Source organism: Mycobacterium sp. G7A2, assembly GCF_041902445.1.
GTDB lineage: Bacteria > Actinomycetota > Actinomycetes > Mycobacteriales > Mycobacteriaceae > Mycobacterium.
Window position 1 is genome coordinate 3,505,042 of the sequence record NZ_CP169251.1, and the last position, 22,468, is coordinate 3,527,509.

Genomic DNA, 22,468 nt, shown 5'->3' on the forward strand with positions numbered 1-22,468 from the left:
TCGGTGTTCATCTTCTCGAGCCTACGAGCTCACCGCAGGTCGGCGGTGAGCCTGTTCAGCACGTTTTCATAGGTGATCCATCCGGACAGCCGCGCCGGTTCACCATCGACGACCGGCAGTCCCGCGGCGCCGTGACCGCTGAGCGCCTCGATGACGTCGGGAAGTTTCGCGTCGACGGCGAGGGTGGGCAGCCGCTGGATGAGCGAGTCGATGTGCTGCGGTGGGCTGCCGCCCTCGATGGCCGCCACCGCGTCCTCGGCGGTGACGCAGCCCAGGTACCGGCCGTCCGAGGCCAACACCGGCAGCAGCGGGACCGAGGCGCCGGTGATCAACTCCGCGGCCTCGTCCAGCCGCATGTGCTCGTGCAGAACGCGGTCCGGTGGCGCCGCCACGTCGGCCGCGGTCAGGTTGTCGCTGGCGTGTCGGTCGATGTCGACGCCGCGACGCCACAACTTCTGCGTGTAGATGGTCTGCCGCGAGAGCAGGTGACTGGTCCCCGCGGCCAGCGCGATCGCGATCATCAACGGCAGGATGATGGAGTACTGCCCGGTCAGCTCGAAGAGGATGACCACCGCGGTGATCGAGGCGCGCGTCGCCCCGGCCAGGGCGGCACCCATCCCGACCAGCCCGTAGGCGCCGGCCGCCTCGGTGGACTCGGGCCAGCCCAGGTGTGCCAGCGCACCGAAGGCACTACCGGCCATCGCACCGATGAACAGCGTGGGCGCAAACACTCCGCCGGACCCGCCGATACCGATGGTCAGGCTGGTCGCGAGCATCTTGGCGACCATCAGCAGCAGCAGGAAGCCGACCACGTATCGGCCTTCGATGGCGTTCTGCAAGACCGGGTAACCGACCCCGTACATCTCCGGCAGCGCCAGCAGCAGCAAGCCCAGCAGCAGTCCGCCCGCCGCGGGGCGGGCCCATTCCGGCCCGCGCCAGAGCCAGTCGCAGAAATCCTCGACCAGGTACAGCACCCGCGAGAACGCGACGCCCACCGCGCCGACCAGGACACCGAGCGCCGCATAGAGCAGGTACTCGGCGGGGCTGTGCACACTGAACGAGGGCAGCGTCAGAAACAGTTCGTTGCCCAGGATCGCCCGCGCGACGATGGACGCGGTCACGCTGGAGAGCACCACCGCACCGAACGACTGCGCGGCGAAGTCGCGCAGGATCAACTCCATCGCGAAGAACGGCCCGGCCAGCGGGGTGTTGAAGGTGGCCGAGATGCCGCCCGCAGCGCCGCAGGCCAACAGCAACCGCACCCGGGCGGTGTCCAGCCGCAGCCACTGGGCCACACCCGACCCGACCGCCGAGCCGATCTGCACGATCGGCCCCTCGCGGCCGACCGAGCCACCGCCGCCGATGCACAGCGCCGAGGCCAGCGATTTGACCAACGCGACCTTCGGGGCGATCCGACCGCCGCGCATCGACACCGCGTACATGACTTCGGGAACGCCGTGGCCGCGGGCCTCCGGGGCGAACCGGTGCACGAGCGGGCCGTAGATCAGTCCGGCCACCGCGGGCACCACCACCAGGAAGCCGACACCGAGCCACGGGAGGTGTTCGCTGGCCACCCGGCCCAGTCCGGCGTAGTCCTGATGTCCGGTGAACAGCCAGGTGAATCCGTTGATCAGCGATCGAAACGCCACCGCCCCCAACCCGGTACACACACCCACCACGACGGCGAGGGGCACCAGCGACGAGGACCGCTCACGCAACCAATGGCCCAGCTCATTGCGCAGGGACATTGTTGCAGTATGCAACAGTTGCTGTCGGTGCGCTAATCGCGTGACGATCGCCACGTGACCGACAACGCCGGCGATTCTTCCGAAGCCATCACCGACGCCTTGCTGAGCGCATCGCGACTCCTCGTGGCGATCTCGGCCCGCTCGATCGCCGACGTCGATGACACCCTCACCTTCCCCCAGTTCCGCACGCTGGTGATCCTGCGCACCCGCGGACCGGTGAACCTGGCGACCCTGGCGGGACTGCTCGACGTGACGCCGTCCACCGCGGGCAGGATGGTGGACCGCCTCGTCGACGCGGGGCTCATCGACCGCAGACCGCATCCGGAGTCGCGCCGGGAACTGATCGCCGAGTTGTCAGCCCACGGTCGCGACACGGTCGACGCTGTGACCGCCAAGCGGCGCGCGGAGATCGCCGCCATCGTCGCGACGATGCCGCGGGCCGAGCGCCACGGACTGGTACGGGCGTTGTCCGCCTTCACCGAGGCCGGCGGTGAGTTGCCGGTCGGCGCGGCCGAAGAAGACCATCTGCGCTAGGGCACCTGGTGGCGACTCATTCCGCACGTGCCGAATCGGCTTGGCCGCCAGCCGCTTCGCGATACTCAGCACGGTATCTGCGGCGCTGCGCCGACGATGTGCGGCTGCGCAGCAGGCCGCCCCGGCGCCGGAAGACCACCACCAGCAGTCCGATGCCGAGCGCCAGACCCAGCGCGCCGAAGATTCCGGCCGTGACGGCACCCTCCGACATGCCCTCACCGGCCATGGTGAGGAAGATGCCGAGTCCGGCGCTGCCCGCCAGGAAGAGCACCAGCCCGACGAGCACCGCGGAATAGCTTTGGAGAAACGCACGATCATCCGTCATCGCGATCCGCTTACCCGCCACCGGGCACCCGAAACCGGTCCATGGGCCGGTTTCGCGGGGTACACCCCGACAGCGGTCGCGAGCAGGCGCCACGCGGTTGACGCGCGCGTTTATTGCCTTGTCACGCCGGGTATTTCTGACCGCAGCCCGCACCGCCAGCCCTGGAGGACACCATGACCGTCACCGGAATCATCAGCGCCATCTTCATCGGCATCGTCGTCGGCGCCCTCGGCCGGCTCCTGCTGCCCGGAAAGCAGAAGATCGGGATCCTGGTGACCATCCTCGTCGGAATCGTGTCGGCGTTGATCGGGACCGCCTTGGCCGGCGCCATCGGCATCCCGACCGCCACGTCGGGGGTGGATTGGCTCGAGCTGCTCGTCCAGGTCATCGTCGCGGCCCTCGGTGTCGGCCTGGTCGCTGCGCTGATGGGACGCGGGCGGTCGAAAGTCTCGCGCTAGCGACTGAGTGCCCCTGACGTGGTCCCGGCCGGAACCCCGACCGGCCGGGATCACCTTGGGCACAGATGTTTCAGCGGCGCCTACGGATGATGGCGCGCAGCTTGTCCACCCGGGTGGCGATCTCCCGCTCACCACCGTGGGTGGTGGGCCGGTAGTAGTCGACACCGACCAGCTCGTCCGGCGGATACTGTTGCGACACAACGCCGTCGGGATCGTCGTGCGCGTACTTGTAGCCGATCGCATTGCCGAGCTTCGAGGCGCCGGAGTAGTGCCCGTCGCGCAGATGGGCCGGCACGAGCCCTGCTTTGCCCGCACGGACGTCGGCCATCGCCGCGCCCAGCGCTGTGGTCACGGCGTTGGACTTGGGCGCGGTGGCCAGGTGGACGGTGGCATGAGCCAGCGTCAGCTGCGCTTCGGGCATGCCGATCAGTTGAACTGTCTGTGCTGCGGCCACGGCCGTCTGCAGTGCCGACGGGTCGGCCATCCCGATGTCCTCGCTGGCCAGAATCATCAACCTGCGAGCCAGAAAGCGCGGGTCCTCCCCCGCCACGAGCATGCGCGCCAGATAATGCAGGGCGGCGTCGACATCCGAGCCGCGAACCGACTTGATGAACGCACTGATCACGTCGTAGTGCTGATCGCCGTCGCGGTCGTATCGGACCGCGGCCCGGTCCAGCGACTGTTCGACGACCTCGACGCCGATCTCCTGACCGGACTCTGCCGCCACCTCCAGCGCGGTCAGGGCCCGGCGCGCGTCGCCGGCAGACAACTGCACCAGCAACTCCACGGCAGCATCGGTGACCGTCACCGTGCCGCCCAGACCTCGCTCGTCGTCGATCGCGCGTCGCAGCACCGTGGCGATGTCGGCCGCGGTCAGTGGCTGCAGCTGCAGGATCAGTGAGCGCGACAGCAGCGGGGCCACCACGGAGAACGACGGATTCTCGGTGGTAGCCGCCACCAGCAGGACCACGCGGTTCTCCACCGCGGCCAGCAGCGCGTCCTGCTGAGTCTTCGAGAAACGGTGCACCTCGTCGATGAACAGCACGGTCTGTTCACCGCGGATGGCGGCGCTTCTCGCGCTTTCGATGACCGCGCGGACCTCTTTGACACCCGCCGACAGCGCCGACAACGCCTCGAAGCGGCGGCCGGTGGCCTGGGAGATCAGCGAAGCCAGCGTGGTCTTGCCGGTCCCCGGAGGTCCGTAGAGGATCACCGACGCCGCGCCCGAGCCCTCGACCAGTCGCCGCAGCGGCGAGTTGGGTTTGAGCAGGTGGGCCTGGCCGACCACCTCGTTGAGCGAGGCCGGCCGCATGCGCACGGCCAGCGGTGCCGACGCGGCAGCCGCGGCACCGGTCACCGGCTCAGCGGGGACGTCGAACAGGCTCTCGGACACGCTCCCTGCTTACCACTGCGTCATGACGCGGGTTGGGTCACGAAGTCGATCAGTTCCTCCACCCGCCCGATCAGCTCGGGTTCGAGGTCGGTCCAGTCACGGACCCGCCCGCGGATCCGTTGCCACGCGGCGGCGATGTCGGCTTGGTCACGGTGTGCCCACCCCAGAGCGGCGCAGATTCCGTGCTTCCAGTCCTGCGATCGCGGGATCGTCGGCCAGGTCTGCAGGCCGAGCCGTGCGGGCTTGACCGCCTGCCAGATGTCGATGAACGGGTGGCCGACGATCAGGGTGTGCTCTCCGCCCGGGCCGTGGCGTACCGCCTGCATCACCTGATCGGCGATTCGGGCCTCTTTGGACCCGCCGACCAGATGGTCCACCAGCACGCCGAGTCGACGCCCCGGGCCGGGGCGGAAATCGTCGACGATCGCGGCGAGGTCATCGATGCCGCCGAGATACTCGACGACGACGCCCTCGATGCGCAGGTCGTCACCCCAGACCTGTTCGACGAGCTCGGCGTCGTGCCGACCTTCCACATAGATTCGGCTGGCCAGCGCCACTTTGGCCCGGGCGCCGGCGACAGCGACCGACCCCGAGGCGGTGCGCGTCGGTGCCGCCGGGCCCGCCTTGCGTGGCGCGGTCAGGATCACCGGCTTGCCGTCGATCAGATACCCGGGCCCGATCGGAAATGGTTTGGTACGCCCGTTCCGGTCTTCCAGACGCATCCGGCCGTACTCGACGTGCACGACGGCGCCGACGAACCCGCTCTGCGCGTCCTCGACGACCATGCCGATCTCGATCGGCACCTCGGTGGAGCGGGGTTTGCGGTGCGGATTGTGGGCGAGAATGTCGGCACCATAGCGATCAGCCACCGAGTGATCGTAGGGACGGCGTCCAGCGGGCGCGAGTACGCCCGCTCCGGCGTGTCGCCCGTCGATGGGCGCACACGCCGGACGACCGGGTCAGTCGACTTGTTGCGACTGGCCGTCGACGGGGGCGCCGACTTCGGCGAGTTTGGCCGGGTCGGAGGTGATCTCGTCGATGACGGTGTGGATGAACCGCATCTTCTCGAGAACCTTGGGCGGCAACACGAACGGATACAGGTCGTCCTTGCCCATCGACCGGTTCACCATGTTCAGCGACCACGCCAACGGCAGCCACATCTCGATGATCGTGTCGAAGCCGCTGGGCCCCAACACCCGGCGATCGAAGGTGGCGGTGGCCGGGGCCAGGCCGAACGCCGCACCGGTGTCGAGGGTGTCCCGGATGTGCAGATAGTGGGCGAATGTCTCGGCCCAGTCCTCGGCGGGATGCATGGTGGCGTAGGACGAGACGTAGTCGTCCTCCCAGCCGGGGGGTGCGCCCTCGCTGTAGTGCCGGTCGAGTGCGTCCTGATAATCCAGGTTCGGGTCCCCGAAGAGCTCGTTGAACCGGGCGAGATAGTCCGGCGACGTGCCGATCAGCCGATAGAAGTAGTAGTGCCCGATCTCGTGGCGGAAATGACCGAGCAGGGTGCGGTACGGCTCGTCCATCGACACGCGCAACTGCTCGCGATGCACGTCGTCGCCTTCGGCGAGATCGAGGGTGATCTGACCGCTGTCGTGGCCGGTGAACACCTTCTCGAACTGGCTCGACAGCAGGTCGAATGCCAACCCGTAGTCGGGATCGACGTCGCGCCCGACGATCGGCAGCTTCAGCTCATGCAGTTCGGCGATCAGGCGGCGTTTGGCCCGTTCGGCGCCCGCGAATGCGGCCAGCGCCACCGTGTCGGCGTCGTTGGGTCGCGTCCGGGTCAGGGCGCAGGACACACAGAGTTTGGCGATCGGCCCCTTCTCCACCAGCCAGTTGCATTCGGCCAGATGCAGATTCGCACACAGCTGGTAGTGGCTCTCGTCGACCGCGCCGGCGTGCTCGCTCTCCTCGGGTGGGGCGATGACCAACAGCGCCATGTCGTCCAGGGAGAAGCCCAACGAGCTGCCGCAGTTCAGGCACACCGAGTTCTCGAACGCCAACCGCTGACCGCAGTTGGGGCAGGTGAAATCACGCACGCAACACCTCCCCCTGGTGCGGAGCCACGTCGACGGAGACGTCGATGACGCTGCTCTCGGAGTCGGTGTAGATGATGCCGCGCAGCGGCGGGACGTCGGCGTAGTCACGACCGAATCCCACTGTGACGTAGCGCTCATCGACCATCTGGTCGTTGGTGGGATCCAGTCCCAGCCACGCGTTCTGAGGCGTCCACACGGCTGCCCATGCGTGCGTTGCGTCGATCCCGACCATGCGTTCCTTCCCGGGGGGCGGATCGGTGGCCAGATACCCCGAGACGTAGCTGGCCGCCAGACCGTTGGCGCGCAGGCAGGCGATCGCCAGCCTCGCGAAGTCCTGGCATACCCCTTCGCGGGCCGCCATAACCTCGCTCACTTGGGTCGACACCGTGGTGGACCCCGACCGGTAGGTGAAGTCTCGGTAGATACGTGACGTCAGGTCCTGCAGCACGTCGATCAGCGGCCGCCCCTCGGTGAAACTCGGTGCCGCATAGTCGCGTACTTCGTCGGTGATTTCCGGCGGCTGCAGGTCCAGCGTGAACTCGGTCGCCAACGCGCCGTCGGTGCCGACGGGTCGCGCGATCTCCCATGGCGCGCGCGCCGACGGCCCCTGGTAGAGGTCAGCCGGCGGGGGGTCGACCTCGACGACAGAGCGGCTGGTGATGCTCAGCCTGCGGTGCCGCTCGGTGACGTGGAAATACGAGCTGAGGTTGCCGTACGCGTCCCGGCTGGTCGAACTGTCGGCGGCTTCGGGATCGATGACGAGTTCGTGGACGAGGCAGCGTTGTCGCGCCGAGTCGCGCGGAGTGAGGAATCCGCGGCCATAGGAGCTGGTGACCACGTCGGAGTAGCGGTAGACGGTGCGGTGGGTGACCTGATAGCACCGGCTGGCCCCCGAGGCGGTCGGCCCGTCCGGGAACGCGGTCACGGCATCACCCGCCGCGCATCGGGGCCCCACAGCGGTTGCATGCCGCCCGGCAGCGACAGATGGGTGGCGGTGATCACGCCCGAGAGCTCGCGGAGGTCGGTGTTCATGCCGCGCAGCAACCCGGCGAGCTCCTCGCGTCGCCCGTCGCCGGTGACCTCCTCCAGCTCGGCAGGTTCGATGCGGCGCAAGCGGGTGGCCACCTCGTCGACCATGCGTTCGGGGCGCGACGATCCCGAGGCTCCCGGCAGAGCCCTCAGATCGGTGCGCAGCCGATCCAGCTGGTACACCAGCGAGCGCGGGTTCTCCGCATCGAACAACACCAGCTCGGCCACGCCCGCCACACTAACCTTGCCCGGGTTTCGCCGGCGGTAGGTCACCAGGGACTCGCACGCCACCAGCGTGGACTCGGTGATCGTCTGCTCGGCCTCGGGATTTCGCGCGGTGGCCAGGGTCGCCCGCAGCAGCGCCGTGAGCCACTGGCCGCGCTCGATGCGTTTGCCGATGTCCATCATGATCCAGCCGGTATCGCGCACCATGGACTCCGAGACGACGCCCGACAGTGCCAGCATCCCGGCCAGCGTGAGCGTGTTCGTCGACGACAGGAACGACTCGCCCTCCGCCTTGGAGTCCGGCGGCATCTCCGGGGAGTGCAGCAGGGCGCGCTCGAGCGCCGAGAGCACCATCCAAGTGTCGTTGGACATCTGGTCGCGCACAGCGCGCGCCGCGAGGCTCAATCGTTCGACGGACTGTGCCAGCGATCCGGGACGACGTCGGTCGGCGGTCAACGCCCACAGCGTGGTGGGCGCGGTGGCCACCAACTCGTGGTAATCGCCGCCGGCGACGGTGTCGGTTCCGGTGATGGTGCCCAGCGCGGTGAGCAGGACGGGCACGCACTCGCTGCCGTCCATGGCCTGGCGGTAGCGGTACTCGTGATAGCGCTCGCGGGTCACGGTCAGCAACCGGGCGGTGTTCTCGGCCCGTTCGGCGTATCGCCCGATCCAGAACAGGTCGGAGAGCACACGCGGCGAGCTGATCTCCGGGGTGGGCCGGGAGGTCAGCATCGCCGGCAACCGGACGGCCTCGGCCGCGCTCGGTTCGGCGGGGAGGGCGGCGGGGATGATCTCAGCCGTCACCCGGGTCGGCGTGCGCACCCAGATGTCTTTGGCGGCAATGGTGTTGAGGCGGTAGGCCGCGGTGCCGGGGGCCAGCAGGTATCCCAGGCCGCCGATCATCGGGGCGTAGCCGCTGCGCTGGGAGACGGTGAACAGCCGCATTCCGACGCTCGAGGAGGACATGCCCGTCGGCAGGTAATCCGAGGGGGCGGAGGAGAACTGCGGGAGCTCCTGGCCCACCCACTGCCAGGGGGTCGCCTCGATGCGTGCGGCGAGCGACTCTCGCTGTGCCGCCGACAGGTCCGGTCCGACGATCGGCTCGCCACCGGTGACGGGCTTGATCAGCAGGCTCGACAGGTTCGCCAGCAGGTGCGAGCGCTCGAGGTCGGCACCGCCCCAGTACATCGGCGCGGTCGCCAGCAGCGGCGTCTCGCCGAGCAGCGTCTCGGCGAGCTCGGGCAGGAATCGCAGCACACCGGGGCTTTCCAGCACGCCGCTGCCCAGCGAGTTGACCACCGTCACCGCGCCGCGGCGCAGCACCTCCACCAGGCCCACGACACCGAGCCGGGAATCGGCGCGCAGATCCAACGGATCGGTGTAGCCGGCGTCGACGCGCCGCAGCACGACGTCGACGCGCTGCAGTGTGCCCATCGAGCGCATCCACAGCTTGCCGTCGCGGACCACCAGATCAGCGCTCTCCACCAGCGGCAGACCCAACAGGCTGGCGAGATAGGCCTGGTCGAAAGCGGTTTCGGAGTGGATGCCGGGGCTCAGCACCACGACGACGGGTTCTTCGGCCGTCTCCGGCGCCGCCTCGATCAGCGCTAGGCGCAGCGCTTGCGCCCACGGGGAGGCGGGCCGGGGGCCGATCTCCTCGTAGAGGTCGGGGATGGCGTGCGCGACCACCCGCCGGTCGGCCAGGGCGTAACCGGCGCCGGAGGGGGCCTGCGTCCAGTCAGCGTTGACCAGGAAGTCACCCGATGAACTGCGACTGACGTCGCAGCCGTGCAGGAACAGCTGGTGGCGTCCGGGCACCTCGATACCGCGCGCCGCGCGCAGATAGCCGGGGTGGGCGAACAGCAACTGCGGGGGAAGCACTCCGCTGGTCAGCGACCGGCGGTCTCCGTAGAGATCGGTCAGCACCGCGTCCAGCAGGCGGGAGCGCTGCACGAGCCCGGCTTCGAGAGTGTTCCAGTCGCTCTCCGAGATCACCAGCGGCAGCGCGTCGAGTTGCCAGGGTCCGGGCACGGCACCGCCGTCGCCGTTGGTGATCGCGTCGCCGAGGTGGTCGGTCTGGATGTAGGTGATGCCGTCGTTGTCGACCAGGCTGCGGACCGCGGCGCGCAACCGGTCCAGCCCGCCGCGGCCGCGGTCGCGGACGCAGTCGGCCACCTCCTGCCAGGCGGGGCGCACATCGCCGTTCTCGTCGGTGAACTCGTCGTAGCCCGCGTCGCCCGGCCCGGTGGCGGGCTGCAGGTCGAACAGCGCCGGCTGCGCCCGCACGGTGTCGTACGGCACCAGCGGGTTGTCGAAGTCTGTCCGCCCGACCCCGCTCGGAGATGTCGGACGGCCTACCGGGAGCGCCATTACTGCAGCACGGTACGCACTCGCCGCAGATCCAGGATCCCCGGCGCGCCCACATCGGTGGATTGGCGGGCCTGCTTCTCCCTGAGCTCGGCGAGGTCGACCTTGCCGGGGGTGAAACCGGTGGCCTCGAAGCGTCGCCCACGCCGTGATTCGGCCTCGACGGCGTTGACCGGCGGGCTGTCGTAGGCGCGTCCGCCCGGATGCGACACGTGGTAGGTGCACCCGCCCCGGGACACCCCGGTGGCGGCGTCGATCAGCTCGAATCGCAGGGGCCCGTCGACGGTGATGGTCGGATGCAGCGCGCTGGGCGGTTGCCAGGCCCGATAGCGCACACCGCCGACCTGGACGTCGGGGTTGTCGGTGGCCAGCAGCGGAATCGGGTGGCCGTTGACGGTGACGAGGTAGCGCTGCCGATCGGCGCCGATGAGCCGGACCTGCAGGCGTTCGACCGACGAGTCGACGTAGCGGGCGGTGCCGCCGGCGGTGGACTCCTCCCCCAGCACGTTCCAGGGCTCGATCGCTCCGCGCAGTTCGATCTCGACGCCGCCGAACACGGCGGTGCCGATACGCGGGAACCGGAATTCGGTGAACGGGTCCAGCCAGCTGGTGTCGAAGTTGATCCCGTAGGCCCGCAGATCGGCGGCCACCTCGGCGATGTCCTGGATCAGGAAGTGCGGCAACAGGTACCGGCCGTGCAGGTTGGCGCCGTGGCGGATCAACGGGGCCCGCAGCGGCTGGTCCCAGAACCGCGCCACCAGCGAGCGCACGAGCAGGGACTGGACCATCGCCATCTGGTAGTGCGGGGGCATCTCGAAGCCCCTCAGCTCCAGCAGGCCGAGCCGGCCGCGTGCGGAGTCCGGACTGTAGAGCTTGTCGATGCAGAACTCCGCGCGGTGGGTGTTGCCGGTGATGTCGGTGAGGAGGTGGCGGAGGGCCCTGTCCACGATCCACGGAGCGGAGCTTGCGGAGCGACCATGTTCCAGCGCCGACTGCTCGGCGTGCCCGCCGGAATGCGAGGTCAGCCGCGCGATCTCGGCGAAGGCGATCTCGAGTTCGTACAGCGAATCCGGGCGGCCCTCGTCGACGCGAGGGGCCTGCGATGTGGTTCCGATGAAGCGTCCGGCGAAGAGATAGGACAGCGACGGATGTCGCTGCCAGTAGGTGAGCAGCGAGACCAGCAGGTCGGGACGGCGCAGCAGCGGCGAGTCCGCGGGTGTGATTCCGCCGAGGGTGATGTGGTTTCCGCCGCCGGTTCCGCCGTGGGTGCCGTCGACCTCGAAGGACTCGGTCGACAACCTCGCCTGGCGGGCCTGCTCGTAGAGCGTCTTGAGCTGTTCACGCTGTTCGGCGAAGCTGGCGGTCGGCGCGACGTTGACCTCGATCACCCCCGGGTCGGGTGTGATCGTCATCGATGCCAGCCGCGGGTCGGTGGGCGGTCCGTATCCCTCGATGACGACGGGACAGCGGGTTGCGGCCGCCGCGGCTTCGATGCGGCCGATCAGGTCGACGAAGTGCTCGACGTCGTCGGTGGGCGGCAGGAAGACATACAGCAACCCGTCACGGACCTCGGCGACCAACGCGGTGGTCGGGGTCCACTCGGCGTCGTCGTCGATGTCCTCGACCACCGCGTCGGCGGTGGCCGCTCCCCCGCGGCCTGATCGCCACGTGGTTCGTGAGTGCATCGGGTCGGCGTCGAAGGAGGGCCGCGGCGGTTTCCAGCTGATCGAGTTCAACGGCAGCCGCAAGCCGGCCGGTGAGTCGCCTTCCAACAGCACGATGCGGCCGCGGCGCAGCGTCCAATCCGCACTGGCCCACCCGGTGTCGTCGTCGCGGCGGTGCAGGGGCAGGACATGGGCGGTGGGCTGGTCGACCGGGCTCTCGAGCCGGGCCAGCAGCCGGGCGCGGGCCGCCCCGCTGTCGGATTCGAGGTCATCGGCCGGGTCGACGGGCAGCCCGGCCGGTTGCCGCACCGCCGCGGCGAGGCGGCTCAGCGGATCCTCGAAGGCCGGGCGGACCTGGGCGGCGGGGAGCCCCAGCGTGCCGGCGACCGCAGTCAGCAGGGCGCGGGCCGCGTCGTCGGAGACCGGTGTGGCGGCGACCGCCTCCTCGGGCCAGGGGTCGGCGAGCAGTGCGTCCTCTGTCCACAACGGCTCGCCGTCGGTGCGCCAGAGCAGACCGATCTGCCACCGCGGCAACGGTTCACCCGGATACCACTTGCCCTGGCTGCGCTGGATCAGCCCGTTGGGCGCCCACACGTTCTTCAGGCGGGCGGCCAGCGCCGAGGCGCGCTGACGCTTGTGCGGGCCGTCGGCGTCGGTGGTCCATTCCAGATCCACCTGGTTGTCGATGGACACGAACGTCGGCTCCCCGCCCATGGTCAGCCGCACATCACCGGTTCGGAGCCGATTGTCGACGACCTCACCGAGCGCGTTGATCGCCGCCCAGGACTCCTCGGTGTAGGGCAGCGTCACCCGCGGGTCCTCGTGCACGCGGGTGACGAGATTGCTGAACTCGAGGGTGGTCTCGGCCTTGCCGGTGGCGCCGGTGATGGGGGCCGCCGACTCCGGGTGCGGGGTCGCGGCCAGCGGGATGTGTCCTTCGCCGGCGAACAGGCCCGACGTCGGATCCAGACCGATCCATCCGGCGCCGGGAATGTAGACCTCGGTCCAGGCGTGCAGATCGGTGAAGTCGGCGGTCGGCCCCGACGGGCCGTCGAGCGCCTCCACATCGGACGTCAGCTGCACCAGATAGCCGGATACGAAGCGGGCCGCCAGACCCATCTGACGCAGGATCGACACCAACAGCCAGGCCGAATCGCGGCACGAACCGATTCCGCTGCGCAGCGTGAAATCGGGCGTCTGCACGCCGGGTTCCATCCGCACGCTGTAGGCGACGTCGGCGTTGACCGCGCGGTTGAGCGCGACCAGGAAGTCGATGGTGCGGGTCCCCGGGGCGACCGAGAAATTCTTGACCCACGCCGCGGCGAGTTCACCCGGGCCGGATCCTTCGGCCACGTCGTCGACCGGCTTCAGGTACGGCTTGAGGTCGTTGGCCAGCGCTTTGGGATAGGTGAAGCCGATCTGCTCGGCATACTCCTCGATGAAGAAGTCGAACGGGTTGATCACCTTCAGATCTGCGATCAGGCCGACCGTGATGGTCAACGCGCGGGCCCGGGTCGGAAAGACCAGCCGGGCGAGGAAGTTCCCGAAGGCGTCCTGTTGCCAGTTCACGAAGTGGTCGGCGGGCTCCACCTGCATCGAGTAGGCCTCGATCGGAGTGCGCGAATGCGGCGCGGGCCGGAGCCGGACCACATGCGGATAGATCTCGACGAGGCGGTCGAACGCGTAGCTGGTGCGATGCTCCAGGGCCACCTTGATACCCATAACCGGCAATCCCACCACACCGGTCCCCCGACCGCAGATCGCGTCGGCGGCGCGTCGGTGTCGACGACCGCTCGTCCAGACGGGACCGCATCCCATCCGGCTGTGACCGTGACATGCACCGCAGGTGAACTGCGTTGGCGTCAAATATGGACAGCACCCCGAGGCTGTTATAGATTCACATTGACTTGCTGGTTTTTCCCGTTCAATCGCTGATAACTGGGAGCATTTGTGAAATTTGCACAGACCGCGGGGGGTCGCCCGTGGATGTGAAAACCCGCAGGGAGCGCATCGAGCAGCAGGTCCGCACGGCGCGGGAGATCAACTACGCCGAGCTGGCCGCCGAGTTCGACGTCTCCGAGATGACGATCCGCCGCGACGTGGAAGCACTCGAATCGCTCGGCGTCGTCCGCCGCGTGGTCGGCGGCGCCATCGCCGTGCAGGGCAAGGACACCGAACCGTCGTTCGCCACCCGCATGGCCGATGCCGCCCAGGAGAAGAACCACATCGCCGACGTCGTCGCGGAACTGATCGGGCGCAAGGAGACGCTGATCCTCGACTCCGGCAGCACCGCACTGGCAGTGGCCAACTCGCTCAAGGGCCGCGGACTGGGGCTGACAGTCGTGACGCCCAGCGTCCTCGCAGCGCTCGCCCTGGTGGATGAGCCCGACACGACCGTGGTGCTCACCGGCGGCGAACTGCGGGCGGGCGAACTGAGCCTGATCGGCGCCGGGGCCGAAGACACGCTGGCCAACTACAACTGCGACACCTTCGTCATGGGCGTTGCCGGCATCGACGGCGACCGCGGCATCTCCGACTACCACCAGGCCGAGAGCCGGGTCAAGCGGGCCGCCAGCCGGCGTGCCGACCGGGTCATCGTGGCCGCGGACAAGAGCAAGCTCGGCCGGGTCACCTTCGTCAGCATCGCCACGCTGGCGCAGGTGGACACCATCGTCAGTGACGGCCCCGCCGACCACCCGGCGCTGGTAGCCGCCCGCGGGGCCGGGGTCGAGGTGATCTGCGTTGCCGCGCAGCGTCATCGGACACCACCGCGCACGGGTTCGGAGGCGGACGCACGATGACGCGCTACACCGTCGGCATCGACATCGGGACCACCGGCACCAAGACCGTGCTGCTGGACACCCTCGGCGGCATCGTCGCGACCGCGACCAGAGCCACCGATCTGCACTCGACCGGTCCGGGGATCGCCGAGGCCGACACCGGTCAGTGGTACACGAACGCGATCGAATCCATCCGCGAAGTGCTCTCGGTCTCCGGAGTGGCCGCCGAGCAGGTGGGTGCGCTGGCCACTTCAGGAATGGTGCCCGCAGTCGTCCCGGTCGACGCGAACGCGAAGCCGCTGCGGCGAGCCATCCTGCAGAACGACGCCCGAGCCCACCGTGAGGTGGCCGACCTCGCTCGGTCGCTTGCCGAGGTGGACCTGGTCAACCTCACCGGCTCGGCGCTGACCCAGCAGTCGGTGGCCCCGACGACGGTGTGGCTGCGCGAGCACGAACCACAGGTCTACGCCCGCACCGCCCGCTGGGTCGGTTCGTACGACTGGATGCTCACGGCGCTGGGCGCGCCGTTGCACGTCGAACAGAACTGGGCGCTGGAGTCGGGGCTGTTCACCATCGACGGGGAAACCGCCGACGCGGTACTGGCCGCCGCGGGGCTCGACGCCGTGACGTTGGCCCCGGTGGTGCGGCCGGGCACGCACATCGGCGAGTTGAGCCCCCGGGCAGCCGAAGCCACCGGTCTCCGGGCCGGCACCGCTCTGGTGGTCGGCGGCGCCGACCACGTCCTCTCGGCGTTCGCCGCCGGAGTCAACGATCCGGGCGACGCGCTGGTGAAACTCGGTGGGGCCGGTGACATCCTGGTGGCCACCGACACCAGCGTGGTCGACGAACGGCTCTACCTGGACGCGCATCCGGTGCCGGGCCACTGGCTACCCAACGGATGCATGGCCACCAGCGGGAGCCTGATCAGGTGGTTCCAGACCCTCATCGGCGGAACCGCCCTGCCCGCGCTGGACGAGGAGGCGGCGACCCGTCGTCCCGGCGAGGTGCTGTGCCTGCCGTACTTCCTGGGCGAGAAGAGCCCCATCCACGATCCGGACCTGCGGGGTGTCTTCGCCGGCCTGCACCTCGGACACACCCGCGCCGATCTGTATCGGGCTGTGCTGGAAGCGATCGCGTTCGGGTTCCGCCACCATGTCGACGTCTTCGGCGAGATCGGCATCCCGTTCACCCGGGTGATGATCACCAACGGCGGGTCGACCTCCACGTTGTGGAAGCAGATCCACGCCGACGTGCTCGGTCACGAGATGCTGCCGGTGCGGGGCCATCCCGGGGCGTCGCTGGGTGCGGCGGTGATCGCCGCCATCGGGGTGGGCAGTCTCGGCGACTGGTCCGACGCCGCACGCTTCGTCAGCCTCGAGATGCCGTTCCGTCCCGACCCCGACCGGCGCCGTGTCTACGACGAGGCGTACGCCACCTGGCGCGAACTCGGCGCCGCGGTGACTCCGGTCTCCCACGCCCTGGCACGACAGAACCGATGAGCACATCACAACCGACAAGAACCCCGAAATGAAACGGAAGGGATGACACCGCAATGAGAATCACGCAATGGCCCACTTCGGGGCGGAGCGACAGGACCGGCGTCCGATATCCTCTCGTCTCCGCCGCAATCGCCCTGCTGGCCGTCCTCGCGCTGGCGCTGGCCGGGTGCGCCGGCAGCGGCGGTCCCGAGCAGGAGTCCGGTGACGCCGCGACCGCCTCCGGCGACGTTCCCACCGACATCTCCGGAACCGTCCGGATCCTGATGGAGAACGTGCCCGACACCGACATCGTGCAATCGATGGTCGCCGACTTCAACGCCGAGTACCCCGATGTCACGATCGACATCGAATCGCTGACCTACGACCAGATGCGCGACAAGCTGGTGTCGTCGTTCCAGTCCTCCGACGCCAACTACGACCTCATCGTGGTGGACAACCCGTGGATGGTCGATTTCGCCAACGCCGGCTTCCTGCAGCCGCTGGACTCCCGCATCGACAGCACCCCCGACTACGACGCCGCCGACTTCTTCGCCCCGCTGACCGACATCACCACCGTCGACGGCGTGCGTTACGCGGTGCCGTTCTACAACTACGCGCTGGGCTACCTGTACAACACCGCCGACCTCGCCGCGGCCGACCAGCAGGTGCCCACCAACCTCGACGAGCTCGTCGCCACCAGCAAGGCGCTGACCACTCCCGAACGTGCCGGCATCGCGATGCAGCCGCAGCGCGGCTACAAGATCTTCGAGGAGTGGGGCAACTGGTTGTTCGCCGCAGGCGGATCCATCTACGACTCCGAGGGCAACGTCACCCTCGACACCCCCGAGGCCAAGCGGGCACTCGAGGCCTACATCGACACCTACACCACCGCCGCCCCGGCCAACAGCCTGAACTGGAGCATGGACGAGGCGCAACGCTCGGTGTCAGCCAACCAGTCGGCCTCGATGATCAACTACAACTGGCAGCTGCCCGCGCTCAACGAACCCGGATCCGGTCCGGCGGCAGGCAACATCAAGCTCGCCCCCATCCCGGGCGGCAAGCAGGTCCTCGGCTCGTGGAGCTGGGCCATCCCCACCAACTCCGCGGCGCCGGATGCCGCGTGGGCGTTCGTGTCCTGGCTCACCGCCAAGCCCAACGACGTCGTGCGGACCGAGAAGGGCGGGGCGGCCATTCGGCAGAGCACGCTGCAGAACCCGGCAGTGCTCGAGGGACGCTACGGCGCCGATTACTACCGCACCGTCGAGCAGCTGCTGGCCAATTCCGCGCCGTTGAGCCAAGGACCCAGCGGTGAGGAGATGATCCAAGCCGTGGGCACGGAACTCAACGAAGCCGTGGCCGGCACGAAGAGTGTCGAGGACGCTCTGGCCGCTGCACAGGCCGAGGCCGAACGCATCCAGGGCTGACCTCGATCACCGCGAAACCGGAAACCGACCACCCCGCGAAAGGAGCGAAGACCACCGTGAACTCCCCCCTGAAATTTCAGCACGGCATGGTCGCGCCCCTCATCGCCCTCTTCGTCGGGGTGGTCGGTTTCCCTCTCGGTTACGCCGCATACCTCAGCGTCACCGACTACAAGCTGACCGACCGCGGCGCGCCGACCATCGTCGGCACGGACAACTTCGTGGCGACGTTCGGCGACGCCGGCTTCTGGAATGCGTTCGCCACGACCGCCATCTACGTCGTCGTGGCGGTGGGCCTGGAACTCGTCATCGGACTCGCCCTGGCGCTCGCACTGCAAAAGCAGCGCTGGGCACGCGATCTGACCCGGTCGATGCTGCTGGCGCCCATGTTCATCACACCGATCGCCGTCGGGCTGACATTCCGGTTCCTGCTCAACGACCAGCTCGGCGCCATTCCGGCGATGCTGTCGAGCGTCGGCATCGAGTACGACTTCTTCGGCCCAGGTAAGGCGCTGCTCACCCTCGCCCTCATCGACGTGTGGCAGTGGACGCCGTTCATGGTGCTGCTGCTGCTCGCCGGGCTGGAGTCGATCCCCAAGGAGCCGCTCGACGCCGCCCGCGTGGACGGTGCCGGCGGGTTGTATGTGCTTCGGCGCGTGACCCTTCCCCTGTTGGCCCCCGTCTTGGTGGTCGCCATCCTGCTGCGCAGCCTGGACGCGATGAAGGTCTTCGAGTACGTCTTCGCGACCACGAGGGGCGGTCCGGGCACCGAGACCGAGACCTTGCAGTACTTCATCTACCAAACCGGAATCCAGTTCTTCCGAATGGGTTCGGCAGCCTCGATGGCGTTCGTGGTGCTGGTGGTGGTGCTGGGGGTCATCGTCGTGGCGTTCCGCCGGCTGGACCGGACCCGTACCGCTGAGGGACGCGCCCGATGAACCGGTCAGCCATGGTCACCGTGCTGCGGGTGGCACTGTTGTGGGCCGCCGGCATCACGGTCGCTTTCCCGCTGGTGTGGGTCGCCCTCGCGAGCGTGAAAACTCCTGCCCAGCTGAACGAACCGTTCCTGGTCGCCTTCGCCCCCTCGTTCGCCAGCTGGCACGAAGTGTTGGCGTCGGGCATCCTCGGTGCGGCCGGGCGCAGCGCGCTGGTCGCCCTGGTGACGGTCGGGATCAGCGTCGTGGTGGGCAGCATGGGCGCCTACGCCATCGCCCGGTACCGCGCCGGCGGTACGCTGACGCGCTTCGGCATGCTCGCGGCACAGGTGCTGCCGCCGGCGGTGCTGGTGTTCCCGTTCCTGACGATGGCCTACGCGCTGCGGCTGACCGACACGCTGCTGCCGGTGATCTTCTCTCATCTGAGTTTCGTTCTGCCCGTGGTGACCTGGTTTCTGATCGGCTTCTTCGAGGCGGTGCCCCGCTCGCTGGAGGAGCAGGCGCAGGTCGACGGGTTCGGCCGGTTCGCCGCGTTCCGCCTCGTGGTGCTCCCCCAGGTTCTCCCCGGCATCGGCGCCGCGGCGATCTTCGGTTTCACGCTGTCGTGGAACGACCTGTTCTACGGTCTCATCCTCGCGCCGGGCAAGGCGGCCATCCTGCCGGTGGCCATCGCGGGTTTCAACACGTTCCGCGGGGTGCAGATCGGCTCCATGAGCGCGGCGATCCTCATCGCGGTCGTGCCCGTGGTCGTGGCGAGCTTCTTCATCCAACGCAAGCTGGTGCAGGGCATCAGCGGCGGCGCGGTCAAGTTCTAGAAAAGGCTTTGGTGACTGATCCTCATGGCAACCGTCCGATTCTCCGGCGTCACGAAGACCTACGGAGCCCTCCCCGTGGTCACCGATCTGGACCTCGAGCTGCCAGATGGCTCCTTCACGGTGCTGGTCGGCCCCTCGGGATGCGGCAAATCGACGACGCTGCGCATGCTGGCGGGTCTGGAGTCGGTCAGCTCGGGCACCATCGACATCGGCGGACGTGACGTCACCGCCCTGCAACCGCGCGACCGCGACATCGCGATGGTGTTCCAGAACTACGCGCTCTACCCGCATCTGTCGGTGGCCGAGAACATCGCCTTCCCGCTGCGGGCGACCCGCACCCCGCGCCGCGAGGCGCTCGCGCGCGCCGCGGAGATCGGTGAGTCGCTGGGGCTCTCGGCCCTGCTGGGCCGCAAACCGAAGGACCTCAGCGGCGGTCAGCAGCAGCGCGTGGCGATCGGTCGGGCCATCATCCGCGAACCGTCGGTGTTCCTGTTCGACGAGCCGCTGAGCAACCTCGACGCCAAGTTGCGGGTCGAGACCCGCACCGAGCTGCTGCAGATCCAGCGCCGCTTGGGCATCACGTCGGTCTACGTCACCCACGACCAGGAGGAGGCGATGACCCTGTCGGATCGCATGGTCGTGATGCGCGACGGCCGCATCGCCCAACTGGGCACGCCGCAGGAGGTCTACGCCCGGCCGGCAGACACCTTCGTCGCGACCTTCGTCGGCAGTCCGAAGATGAACCTGCTCGAGGGCACGCTCTCCGGCGGTGTGTTCACCACCGGCGCCGGCGTGGCACTGGCGACCGACTGTGCGGCGAACCATTCGTCGGTGACCCTCGGTGTGCGCCCGGACGATCTGCTGCTCACCCCGCGGGCGAGCGGCGGCGCCGCGCGGGTCGTGCTGATCGAGCACCTCGGCCCCCGCGCCATCGTCACGTTGGAGGCCCGCGGTACCGCGCTGACCAGCGTCGTGGAGACCGCACGCCTGGCCGGAATCAGCGAGGGCGCCGGCGTCGACCTCACCGTCCGCGACGGCGGCACACATCTTTTCGACACCCACAACGGCCGGCGTCTCGTCGGCACCGACAACGGATAGGAACACCTGCACAGATGACCAGAACAGTCGTGGTGACCGGAGCGGGTTCGGGCATCGGCGCGGCGATCGCGGCCACCCTGGCGCAACGGGATTGGCGTGTCGTCGTCACCGACCTCGACCTCGAGGCGGCGCGTCGGGTCGCCGCCGGGCTGCCGAACACCGCCGTCCGCCACGAAGCCGTCGCGCTGGACGTCACATCGGCAGAGGCCGCGGCCGAGGTGGCCGCCGACGTGTCCACCCGGCTGGGCCTGTCGGCCTGGGTCAGCAACGCCGGAATCTCGTTCATGCACCGATTCCTCGACGCGCCCGTCGAGCGCTTCGACCAGACCGTCGACGTCAACCTCAAGGGTGTGTTCGTCTGCGGTCAGGCCGCCGCTCGGGAGATGGTGCGCACCGGGGTCTCCGGAGCGATCGTCAACACGGCGTCGATGGCGGGCAAGCAGGGCCGCGTGCCGTACCTGGCCGATTACGTCGCCTCGAAATTCGGTGTCGTCGGCCTGACCCAGGCGATGGCCTACGAGCTCGGCCCGCACCGCATCACCGTCAACTGCGTCTGCCCGGGATTCGTCGAAACACCCATGCAGTCAAGGGAATTGCAGTGGGAGGCGCAGCTGCGCGGCACCACGCCGGAGGCCGTGCGGGACATGATGCTCGCCGACACCCCGCTGGGCCGGCTCGAGCAGCCCGATGATGTGGCCCAGGCGGTCGCGTTCCTGCTCTCCCCCGATGCGCGCTTCATCACCGGCGAGGCGCTGGCTGTCAACGGCGGCGCCTACATGGACTGACGCCTGCCCGAAACGTTCCCACCCATCTGAAGAGAAAGGCACCCCGTGACCACCACCTGGCTCGACGAGGTTTTCGACGTCGCCAAACCCGTCATCGCCATGTTGCATCTGTCCGCCCTGCCCGGCGACCCCGGCTTCGACTCCGCGGGCGGTATCGCCGCCGTCGTCGAGCGGGCCCGCACCGAACTCGACGCGCTGCAGAGCGGCGGGGTCGACGGCGTGATGATCAGCAACGAGTTCAGCCTGCCGTACCTGACGAAGACCGAACCCATCACCGCGATCTCGATGGCCAGGATCATCGGCGAACTGCTTCCCGATCTCTCGGTGCCGTTCGGGGTGAACGTGCTGTGGGACGGGCGGGCGTCGATCGATCTGGCGGTGGCCACCGGAGCGAAGTTCGTCCGCGAGATCTTCACCGGCGTGTACGCCAGTGACTTCGGACTGTGGGACACCAATGTCGGCGAGGTGGCCCGCCACCGGGCCCGTGTGGGCGGATCCGGGGTGAAGTTGCTGTTCAACATCGTGCCGGAGTCGGCCCAGTACCTGGCCGAGCGGGATCTGGCCTCGATCACCCGCACCACGGTGTTCGCCACCCTGCCCGACGCGATCTGCGTGTCCGGCGCGACCGCCGGCTCGCCCACCGACATCGAGGCACTGCGGGTGGTGAAGGACGCGGCCGGCACCGTCCCGGTGTTCGTCAACACCGGTGTGCGCGCGGAGAACGTGGCCACCCAGCTGGCGGTGGCCGACGGTGCGGTGGTCGGCACCTACTTCAAGAAGGACGGCGTCTTCGCCAACGCCGTGGACAAGTCGCGGGTTCAGGAGCTCATGGGTGCGGCGCGTGAGTTCCGCGCCCAGCTGGTCTGACCCGATTCACGAGCTGGGGGCGGGCTTGCGCAGGCCCACTCCCAGCTCGTCGGGCGGCACCGGATGCCCTTGCGCGCACACCACTTCCACGGTGGCAGGGGCGCCGCAGCCGAGGTGGGTCAGCCGCAGCGGGGTGTCGCCCAGGTGCTTGCGGCCCCATTCGAACATCGCCCACACCACCGGCATCAGTTCGGTGCCTGCGTCGGTGAGCACGTACTCGTCGCGGGCACGCTGGCCCGGTTCGCGATAGGGACGCTTCACCAGCAGACCGGCTTCGACGAGTTCGCCCAGCCGTGCCGAGGTCGCGGCCTTGGTGATCCCGACGCGCCGCGCGAAGTCGTCGAAGCGGGTGGTGCCGTAGTACGCCTCCCGCATGATCAGCATGGCCGACCGGGTGCCCAACAGGGCCATCGTCTTCTCGATCGGACAGCGGCCCGCCGGTGACCAGGTGTCACGGTCGACGAGCGGCCCCTGCAGAACTGTCATGCACATCACTCCAAG

At 68.7% G+C, this 22,468-nt stretch carries 19 protein-coding genes; 10 read left to right on the forward strand and 9 right to left on the reverse strand.

Going from position 1 to position 22,468, the window contains the following annotated elements:
- Positions 1-29 precede the first annotated feature (29 nt).
- Complete coding sequence (locus ACEWX3_RS16640) at positions 30-1,748, reverse strand: chloride channel protein (protein WP_221357050.1); 1,719 nt, start codon at positions 1,746-1,748, stop codon at positions 30-32.
- A 54-nt stretch (positions 1,749-1,802) separates the two neighbouring features.
- Here ACEWX3_RS16640 and ACEWX3_RS16645 point away from each other — a divergent pair, with 54 nt between their 5' ends.
- Entirely contained in the window at positions 1,803-2,282 is a 480-nt protein-coding gene (locus ACEWX3_RS16645; RefSeq protein ID WP_374157117.1) for a MarR family winged helix-turn-helix transcriptional regulator, read from the forward strand.
- A 16-nt stretch (positions 2,283-2,298) separates the two neighbouring features.
- Here ACEWX3_RS16645 and ACEWX3_RS16650 read toward each other — a convergent pair whose 3' ends face one another.
- Complete coding sequence (locus tag ACEWX3_RS16650) at positions 2,299-2,607, reverse strand: hypothetical protein (RefSeq protein ID WP_374157118.1); 309 nt, start codon at positions 2,605-2,607, stop codon at positions 2,299-2,301.
- Between the two features lie 173 nt (positions 2,608-2,780).
- Between ACEWX3_RS16650 and ACEWX3_RS16655 the strand changes: the two genes are divergently transcribed.
- Positions 2,781-3,065, forward strand: a complete 285-nt coding sequence (locus ACEWX3_RS16655; protein WP_207066456.1) for a GlsB/YeaQ/YmgE family stress response membrane protein — start codon at positions 2,781-2,783, stop codon at positions 3,063-3,065.
- 70 nt (positions 3,066-3,135) lie between these two features.
- On the opposite strand, the gene ACEWX3_RS16660 is transcribed toward ACEWX3_RS16655, so the two are convergent.
- The 6 genes from ACEWX3_RS16660 to ACEWX3_RS16685 form a co-directional block, all read right to left on the reverse strand.
- The gene (locus tag ACEWX3_RS16660; protein ID WP_374157119.1) at positions 3,136-4,458 is read right to left on the reverse strand and encodes a replication-associated recombination protein A; all 1,323 of its coding nucleotides are present in this window, start codon (positions 4,456-4,458) and stop codon (positions 3,136-3,138) included.
- Between the two features lie 20 nt (positions 4,459-4,478).
- Positions 4,479-5,327 carry a DUF3097 domain-containing protein gene (locus ACEWX3_RS16665; RefSeq protein WP_207066458.1) on the reverse strand — a complete coding sequence of 283 codons (849 nt, stop codon included), beginning with the start codon at positions 5,325-5,327 and terminating at the stop codon, positions 4,479-4,481.
- Positions 5,328-5,417: 90 nt separating this feature from the next.
- On the reverse strand, positions 5,418-6,503 hold the full coding sequence (locus tag ACEWX3_RS16670) for a putative zinc-binding metallopeptidase (protein WP_207066459.1): 1,086 nt from the start codon (positions 6,501-6,503) through the stop codon (positions 5,418-5,420).
- A complete protein-coding gene (locus tag ACEWX3_RS16675) occupies positions 6,496-7,428 on the reverse strand; it encodes a transglutaminase family protein (protein ID WP_207066460.1) in 933 nt (310 codons plus the stop codon). The genes ACEWX3_RS16670 and ACEWX3_RS16675 overlap by 8 nt, the downstream gene beginning before the upstream one ends.
- Complete coding sequence (locus ACEWX3_RS16680) at positions 7,425-10,127, reverse strand: circularly permuted type 2 ATP-grasp protein (protein ID WP_374157120.1); 2,703 nt, start codon at positions 10,125-10,127, stop codon at positions 7,425-7,427. The genes ACEWX3_RS16675 and ACEWX3_RS16680 overlap by 4 nt, the downstream gene beginning before the upstream one ends.
- Positions 10,127-13,510, reverse strand: a complete 3,384-nt coding sequence (locus ACEWX3_RS16685) for a DUF2126 domain-containing protein (RefSeq protein WP_374157121.1) — start codon at positions 13,508-13,510, stop codon at positions 10,127-10,129. The genes ACEWX3_RS16680 and ACEWX3_RS16685 overlap by 1 nt, the downstream gene beginning before the upstream one ends.
- Positions 13,511-13,776: 266 nt before the next feature.
- Here ACEWX3_RS16685 and ACEWX3_RS16690 point away from each other — a divergent pair, with 266 nt between their 5' ends.
- The 8 genes from ACEWX3_RS16690 (at position 13,777) to ACEWX3_RS16725 (ending at position 21,967) form a co-directional block, all read left to right on the forward strand.
- Positions 13,777-14,589 carry a DeoR/GlpR family DNA-binding transcription regulator gene (locus ACEWX3_RS16690; protein WP_207066502.1) on the forward strand — a complete coding sequence of 271 codons (813 nt, stop codon included), beginning with the start codon at positions 13,777-13,779 and terminating at the stop codon, positions 14,587-14,589.
- Positions 14,586-16,067, forward strand: coding sequence for an FGGY-family carbohydrate kinase (locus ACEWX3_RS16695; protein WP_374157122.1), 1,482 nt, complete (start codon positions 14,586-14,588; stop codon positions 16,065-16,067). Before ACEWX3_RS16690 ends, ACEWX3_RS16695 begins: the two co-directional genes overlap by 4 nt.
- A gap of 53 nt (positions 16,068-16,120) precedes the next feature.
- Entirely contained in the window at positions 16,121-17,470 is a 1,350-nt protein-coding gene (locus ACEWX3_RS16700) for an ABC transporter substrate-binding protein (protein ID WP_207066463.1), read from the forward strand.
- A gap of 68 nt (positions 17,471-17,538) precedes the next feature.
- The gene (locus tag ACEWX3_RS16705) at positions 17,539-18,405 is read left to right on the forward strand and encodes a carbohydrate ABC transporter permease (protein WP_221357298.1); all 867 of its coding nucleotides are present in this window, start codon (positions 17,539-17,541) and stop codon (positions 18,403-18,405) included.
- Positions 18,402-19,217 carry a carbohydrate ABC transporter permease gene (locus ACEWX3_RS16710; RefSeq protein ID WP_152516973.1) on the forward strand — a complete coding sequence of 272 codons (816 nt, stop codon included), beginning with the start codon at positions 18,402-18,404 and terminating at the stop codon, positions 19,215-19,217. The genes ACEWX3_RS16705 and ACEWX3_RS16710 overlap by 4 nt, the downstream gene beginning before the upstream one ends.
- Positions 19,218-19,241: 24 nt before the next feature.
- Positions 19,242-20,315, forward strand: a complete 1,074-nt coding sequence (locus ACEWX3_RS16715) for an ABC transporter ATP-binding protein (protein WP_374157123.1) — start codon at positions 19,242-19,244, stop codon at positions 20,313-20,315.
- 14 nt (positions 20,316-20,329) lie between these two features.
- Positions 20,330-21,100 carry an SDR family NAD(P)-dependent oxidoreductase gene (locus ACEWX3_RS16720; protein ID WP_207066465.1) on the forward strand — a complete coding sequence of 257 codons (771 nt, stop codon included), beginning with the start codon at positions 20,330-20,332 and terminating at the stop codon, positions 21,098-21,100.
- A 45-nt stretch (positions 21,101-21,145) separates the two neighbouring features.
- Entirely contained in the window at positions 21,146-21,967 is an 822-nt protein-coding gene (locus tag ACEWX3_RS16725; RefSeq protein WP_207066466.1) for a BtpA/SgcQ family protein, read from the forward strand.
- A gap of 6 nt (positions 21,968-21,973) precedes the next feature.
- On the opposite strand, the gene ACEWX3_RS16730 is transcribed toward ACEWX3_RS16725, so the two are convergent.
- Positions 21,974-22,453: a helix-turn-helix domain-containing protein gene (locus tag ACEWX3_RS16730; protein ID WP_207066467.1), complete on the reverse strand. Its 480-nt coding sequence runs from the start codon at positions 22,451-22,453 to the stop codon at positions 21,974-21,976.
- Positions 22,454-22,468: the final 15 nt, after the last annotated feature.

Excerpts from the sequence above, each read along its gene's own strand:
- ACEWX3_RS16700 (WP_207066463.1), top strand. The coding sequence starts at position 16,121 with ATGAGAATCACGCAATGGCCCACTTCGGGGCGGAGCGACAGGACCGGC.
- ACEWX3_RS16695 (WP_374157122.1), top strand. The coding sequence starts at position 14,586 with ATGACGCGCTACACCGTCGGCATCGACATCGGGACCACCGGCACCAAG.
- ACEWX3_RS16730 (WP_207066467.1), bottom strand. The coding sequence starts at position 22,453 with ATGACAGTTCTGCAGGGGCCGCTCGTCGACCGTGACACCTGGTCACCG.
- ACEWX3_RS16685 (WP_374157121.1), bottom strand. The coding sequence starts at position 13,510 with ATGGGTATCAAGGTGGCCCTGGAGCATCGCACCAGCTACGCGTTCGAC.
- ACEWX3_RS16680 (WP_374157120.1), bottom strand. The coding sequence starts at position 10,127 with ATGGCGCTCCCGGTAGGCCGTCCGACATCTCCGAGCGGGGTCGGGCGG.
- ACEWX3_RS16650 (WP_374157118.1), bottom strand. The coding sequence starts at position 2,607 with ATGACGGATGATCGTGCGTTTCTCCAAAGCTATTCCGCGGTGCTCGTC.
- ACEWX3_RS16720 (WP_207066465.1), top strand. The coding sequence starts at position 20,330 with ATGACCAGAACAGTCGTGGTGACCGGAGCGGGTTCGGGCATCGGCGCG.
- ACEWX3_RS16655 (WP_207066456.1), top strand. The coding sequence starts at position 2,781 with ATGACCGTCACCGGAATCATCAGCGCCATCTTCATCGGCATCGTCGTC.
- ACEWX3_RS16715 (WP_374157123.1), top strand. The coding sequence starts at position 19,242 with ATGGCAACCGTCCGATTCTCCGGCGTCACGAAGACCTACGGAGCCCTC.
- ACEWX3_RS16640 (WP_221357050.1), bottom strand. The coding sequence starts at position 1,748 with ATGTCCCTGCGCAATGAGCTGGGCCATTGGTTGCGTGAGCGGTCCTCG.
- ACEWX3_RS16710 (WP_152516973.1), top strand. The coding sequence starts at position 18,402 with ATGAACCGGTCAGCCATGGTCACCGTGCTGCGGGTGGCACTGTTGTGG.